An 802-nucleotide genomic window follows, 5' to 3' on the forward strand; every position below is an offset into this window, starting at 1 on the left:
ACGAGTCGGGCGCGGTCGCCTGCGCCTCGATCGCGGCCGCGCGCGGCGGCGCGTGGGTGACGGGCTTGGCGATCATCGGATCGTAATGGATCGAGATCTCGCCGCCCTCCTGCACGCCGGTATCGTTGCGGATGGTGATGCCGTCCTTGCTGGCTTCCGCCGGCGGGCGATACTTCACGAGCCGCCCGATCGAGGGCAGGAAGTTGCGGAACGGGTCCTCGGCATAGAGGCGCGATTCCACTGCCCATCCGGTCAGCGTGACGTCCTTCTGCGCGATGCCGAGCTTCTCGCCGGCGGCAACGCGGATCATCTGCTCGACGAGGTCGATGCCGGTGACGAGCTCGGTGACGGGATGCTCGACCTGGAGGCGCGTGTTCATCTCCAGGAAGTAGAAGCTCTTGTCCTGCCCCGCGACGAACTCGACGGTGCCGGCGGAGTCGTAATTCACGGCCTTGGCCAGCGCGACGGCCTGCTCGCCCATCTTGCGGCGCGTGGCCTCGTCGAGCAGCGGCGACGGCGCCTCCTCGATGACCTTCTGATTGCGGCGCTGGATCGAGCATTCGCGCTCGCCGAGATAGATGACGTTGCCGTGCTTGTCGCCCAGCACCTGGATCTCGATGTGGCGGGGATCGACGATGAACTTTTCGACGAAGACGCGGTCATCGCCGAACGAGGCCTTGGCCTCGGCCTTGGCGAGGTTGAAACCTTCCGCGACCTCGGAGGTCGAATGCGCGATGCGCATGCCCTTGCCGCCGCCGCCGGCGGAGGCCTTGATCATCACGGGATAGCCGATCTCGTCGGC

1 protein-coding gene is annotated in these 802 nt (G+C 66.6%); it reads right to left on the reverse strand.

Annotated elements, in window-relative coordinates; genetic code table 11:
- A partial coding sequence (locus AABA86_RS33205) for an ATP-binding protein (protein WP_445083501.1) occupies nt 1-802 on the reverse strand: 802 nt, incomplete at both ends.

The organism is Bradyrhizobium sp. TM233, assembly GCF_036247965.1.
GTDB lineage: Bacteria > Pseudomonadota > Alphaproteobacteria > Rhizobiales > Xanthobacteraceae > Bradyrhizobium > Bradyrhizobium ottawaense.